Origin of the sequence: Microcoleus sp. Aus8_D2, from assembly GCF_036702665.1 — a bacterium.
GTDB lineage: Bacteria > Cyanobacteriota > Cyanobacteriia > Cyanobacteriales > Microcoleaceae > Microcoleus.
In genome coordinates this window covers 1-4,039 of sequence record NZ_JAUBUN010000095.1, presented here as the reverse complement: position 1 = coordinate 4,039, position 4,039 = coordinate 1, and the positions used below count along the sequence as shown (strand labels likewise).

Genomic DNA, 4,039 nt, shown 5'->3' with positions numbered 1-4,039 from the left:
ACACTGACTGGCAAGTGCCTGACCGCAAAGGCAATTGTTTTCCGCTGTCAGTACGATCGTACCCAAGTACCGGAAAAGTTTTTCCACTGTCGGTGCGATCGTACCCAAGTACCGGAAAAATTTTTCCGCTGCCGATACAATCGCCGACGGCAACAACAATTCATCACAAGGAGCCCAAAAACACATGGACTCAAGCGAAACTGTTTCGACAGTTCCAACACCAGAGAAATTTTCCGCTTCTGGTGCAATCAGTTCCGCACACCGGAAAAAATTTTCCGCTTCTGGTGCGATCGACTCAATTTGACAATCTTCAAAACTCCACAAGCACCAAGCATGACGAAAATCTTCAATTGATTCGTAGTCATCTGGATCGGGTGGCTCGCTAACGTCCCACTCAAACAAGCTTAACTGACCGCTAGCATCTGCCTTGTGAAAAACTTCGCCGAAATCTGTGGAGTTCCACGCATCAGCAACAGTCAAGCCTACAATCGGCTCCTGGACGCGATCGACACCGGAGGTATTTTCCACCGCTGACTCGATCGGCTCCTGGACGCGATCGATACCAGGAATATTTTCGACTGGCAGTTCGATCGGCTCCTGGACGCAATCGACACCAAGAATATTTTCGACTGGCAGTTCGATCAGCTCCTGGACGCGATCGATACCGGGAGAATTTTCAGCAATTAACTCGCTTGGGTCATGAACCCAACCATGCCTAGCAAAACGTTCAGCCTGTCTAAAAGCCCGCTTCTGAGCAGTTTCAGCCATACCACGCTTGGACACCGAATAATAATGTTTTTCGGTTATTTGTTCAAGTGCCTCTTCTACTTGAACGTCAGAAAGACCTTTGTGCTCCCCCAACTCGAAAAACCGCAAAAATGGGTTGGAAGCAGCTTCAACAGATATACCCAAAAAAGCAGCTCGCTCAAAAATAGCAGCTTCCCAAGTCTCAACCTTTCGCCGATCGCCGTTCGGTTCGGCTCCAATGTCAAGGGCAACAGTTTTTAGCTCTATAAGTCTCTTACTCATGTGTAAAAAAGGGGCTGAGTAGAAGCCCCAGGGAGAACGTTACAGGGTATGCAAATTGCATCTGTACTTATAATAAGTCAATACAAAGACTTATGTCAATACACAGACCTAAAATTAAATTGAAGAATTTTCTGAATCCTCTTCGTAAAATAAAAAGTCCCCAGGCTGTAATTTGAACTTTTTGCAAATAATCTCAAGTGTTTCAGGTCGAGGGACCCAACACGGATCGTTAATTTTCAAAGACGTTGCCTGACCCAGACCGCTTAATTTTCGGAACCTATAAGCAGTTAAGGGTTTCTGAAAACGCTCTTCGAGAATTTTTTTTAACTGATTTTTCACTGGCATTTTCATAGATACAACTCATTATAAGTCCGCACATTGACTTGCGTCAGTATATAGACTTAAAATAGTTGAAGATAAAGAACAAGTATCAGACCTCGAATTAGAACCCCTAGGTCTGTCCTTTGACTTATTTTCTCAGGAAAACGAACGAATCCTCATGATCAGCCCCCGCACCACCGAAGAAAACGCATAGCCACGCTGCCGGGTGGGACAACGGCAGTTTTACTTGTACCACCATGCAAATAACCTACCCCCAAGAAAACTGGAACCCAAAGTTGGGCAAACCTTGTGAGAAACAGCACAGTCGCTTTCCCGTATCCGACCCTGACGGCCTCTTGGACGATGACGATGAAGACATCGAACAATACCGCTATCGGTGGGAAAGCAATTACCACCACGAAAACATAGACAATTACACCGGTGAAGCCAAACTCGATCGATTTGAAGACCCAGAAGAGCTCCGTTGCACCTACAAAGAAACCTAGTCCGCTGGCAACACTGGGCTGGCGAAAATGCTAAAAAAGTTGACCCAAGCCAATCAAAGTGGTGCGACAGCCGGGAAAAACCGGCAATAATTCCACAACTCAAGCTACACATAGATACTCCTCGCATAAGAGCAAAACCTATGTGTAGCAAGCAATAAAGCTCTCACAGCCGTCAGCTTCCATCTGTAACAAACGACATAGATGAATAAAACCTACCCACCATCCGTCCACAAACAGATCGGTCTATTCCTCCAGTACAGAAGCGGCAAACAAATAGTTGAACGCTACTTAAAAATAATAAACAGCCCCGAGTATCTAGAACGGTCAGGTGCATACAAAACCCGCAAACGCAAAACCTCATGCAGCAACTAGAACTGTTCCCTAGCCCAACGCCAGCGCCGCTATATAAAGCCGGTGACTGGGTAAAAACCAAACGCAAGCCAACAGTCGCAGCGTGGGTTAAGCGCGGCGAGATTTTCCGAATCAACGCTGTACACCCAATCGACGGCAGTATCCAATTCTGGAACCCACATATTAATCAGTGGGATTTTTTGTATCCAGATGAAGTTAAAACTTGCCCAACACCAACTGATGTCGAGCCTGTTGTGGAAAATCTGGAAACTTCACCGACAGTCGAGGCTGTTGTGGAGAATCTGGAAACTTCACCGACAGTCGAGCCTGTTGTGGAGAATCTGGAAACTTCACCGACAGTCGAGCCTGTTGTGGAAAATCTGGAAACTTCACCGACAGTCGAGCCTGTTGTGGAAAATCTGGAAACTTCACCGACAGTCGAGCCTGTTGTGGAAAATCTGGAAACTTCATCTAGCGGCTGGTTAGACTTCCACTACAAAGTCCGCATCGACAGCAAACAACACTCAATCCGCCAAAAGCAAGATAAATGCACCGGGCCCTACTACACCTACCGCTGGCTAGAAGGCAAAAAACAGCGGGCTAAATACATCCCAGGTAAAAAAATGGGGGAGGTTTATCGGGCGATCGCCATAGGGCAACCAGTCAACGAAATCTTAAAAATCATCTCCAAACCAAGCAGGCTAGAAAAAATCTTAAAGAAATGAACCACAAAATTTCAGAACTCCAAATGCGATACGAACTGGCAAGCCGACAACCAATTTACGATCGCATGAAAGCAATAAATGTAAAACCAGTGAAGCGAGGAGAAATATCTAGCGAGTCACTAGACAAACTAGACAAGCTAGACAAATTCTTGAAAAACAACCCAGGCGCAAATCTGGCAGACTTTCCGAAAGACGCAGAAGCTATCACCCCAACTAAATTAGACTTGCCTACCAGACAAGTAGATTCGCCTACCAGACAAGTAGACAATTTCAACGAAACGCTGCAACTCGTAAAAGCGATCGCCCGACACTTCAATCAAGACCCACTAGCCAAATACAAGGCACTAGAATATGCCGCCAATCACGTGTTGCTGCTGCCAACATCCAAAGTGACAGAACTAATTGGGACAAAACCTCGGAAAAGGCACTTTCAATGGGGTACGTTCATTTTCAACAAAAGGCCAAAGGTGAAACTAGGCAGAGAAGCAGCGTGGAACGTTCAAATGGTCGCAAACGCATTCAGACCACAAACATAAATCACACACCACATACCCGCAACTGACGACCGCTTCGCTAATTTTTCGGCATCAACTTCGCCGGCCGAAAGCAATTACGCTTTCCACCAATCCCTGCACCGACGAAGCTGCTACTCGAAAAATTCCGCCAGTTGCTAGAAATTTCACAAAAAAGCAAGAAAGCGATCCAAAACCTCAAGTTGTTTTTTATAACAATCACGCTCGGCTTCAAGACTCTCAATCCGGCAAGATAACTCCTGTGTGATTTCGCGAAGCTTCCTAATCAAAATACGATCGCGCTTAAACAACTGCCTATAAGTGTCTTGCTTTTTAAATTGTCTGTAAGTTGGGTTGGTCATAATATCACCTTTTGTGTTTTTTTGGGTTGTATACCGGGTATTACTCAACCCGGTTATTTTTGACATCACGTCACCTTGCCTGCGGCGCCACAAACTCTGGCTGTCGCGGCCGGGGGCAGGCCATACGAGCTAACCCCCCCCGGCCCGCGTTCTCATTCGATCGCCAACTAATTTTAGATTTGAGATTTAGGATTTTTACCATCTTGCAGTCCGCGCATTACAGCCCACCATAT

General features: G+C 46.0%; 4 protein-coding genes and 1 pseudogene. 3 read left to right on the top strand and 2 right to left on the bottom strand.

The features are described from left to right. A pseudogene (locus QUB64_RS32715) lies at positions 1 to 1,029 on the bottom strand (hypothetical protein); the annotation flags it as partial. A gap of 578 nt (positions 1,030 to 1,607) precedes the next feature. Between QUB64_RS32715 and QUB64_RS32710 the strand changes: the two are divergent. From QUB64_RS32710 to QUB64_RS32700, 3 genes are all read left to right on the top strand, one after another. Next, positions 1,608 to 1,856 (top strand): hypothetical protein, encoded by a 249-nt coding sequence (locus QUB64_RS32710; RefSeq protein WP_333278773.1) that lies wholly within the window; start codon positions 1,608 to 1,610, stop codon positions 1,854 to 1,856. Between the two features lie 359 nt (positions 1,857 to 2,215). Next, positions 2,216 to 2,932: a hypothetical protein gene (locus QUB64_RS32705; protein ID WP_333394353.1), complete on the top strand. Its 717-nt coding sequence runs from the start codon at positions 2,216 to 2,218 to the stop codon at positions 2,930 to 2,932. Next, positions 2,929 to 3,468, top strand: coding sequence for a hypothetical protein (locus QUB64_RS32700; protein ID WP_333278816.1), 540 nt, complete (start codon positions 2,929 to 2,931; stop codon positions 3,466 to 3,468). Before QUB64_RS32705 ends, QUB64_RS32700 begins: the two co-directional genes overlap by 4 nt. A gap of 143 nt (positions 3,469 to 3,611) precedes the next feature. Here the strand turns inward: QUB64_RS32700 and QUB64_RS32695 are convergent, their stop codons facing one another. Next, positions 3,612 to 3,872 (bottom strand): hypothetical protein, encoded by a 261-nt coding sequence (locus QUB64_RS32695; protein WP_333278818.1) that lies wholly within the window; start codon positions 3,870 to 3,872, stop codon positions 3,612 to 3,614. Positions 3,873 to 4,039: the final 167 nt, after the last annotated feature.

Excerpts from the sequence above, each read along its gene's own strand:
- QUB64_RS32710 (WP_333278773.1), top strand. The coding sequence starts at position 1,608 with ATGCAAATAACCTACCCCCAAGAAAACTGGAACCCAAAGTTGGGCAAA.
- QUB64_RS32705 (WP_333394353.1), top strand. The coding sequence starts at position 2,216 with ATGCAGCAACTAGAACTGTTCCCTAGCCCAACGCCAGCGCCGCTATAT.
- QUB64_RS32700 (WP_333278816.1), top strand. The coding sequence starts at position 2,929 with ATGAACCACAAAATTTCAGAACTCCAAATGCGATACGAACTGGCAAGC.
- QUB64_RS32695 (WP_333278818.1), bottom strand. The coding sequence starts at position 3,872 with ATGTCAAAAATAACCGGGTTGAGTAATACCCGGTATACAACCCAAAAA.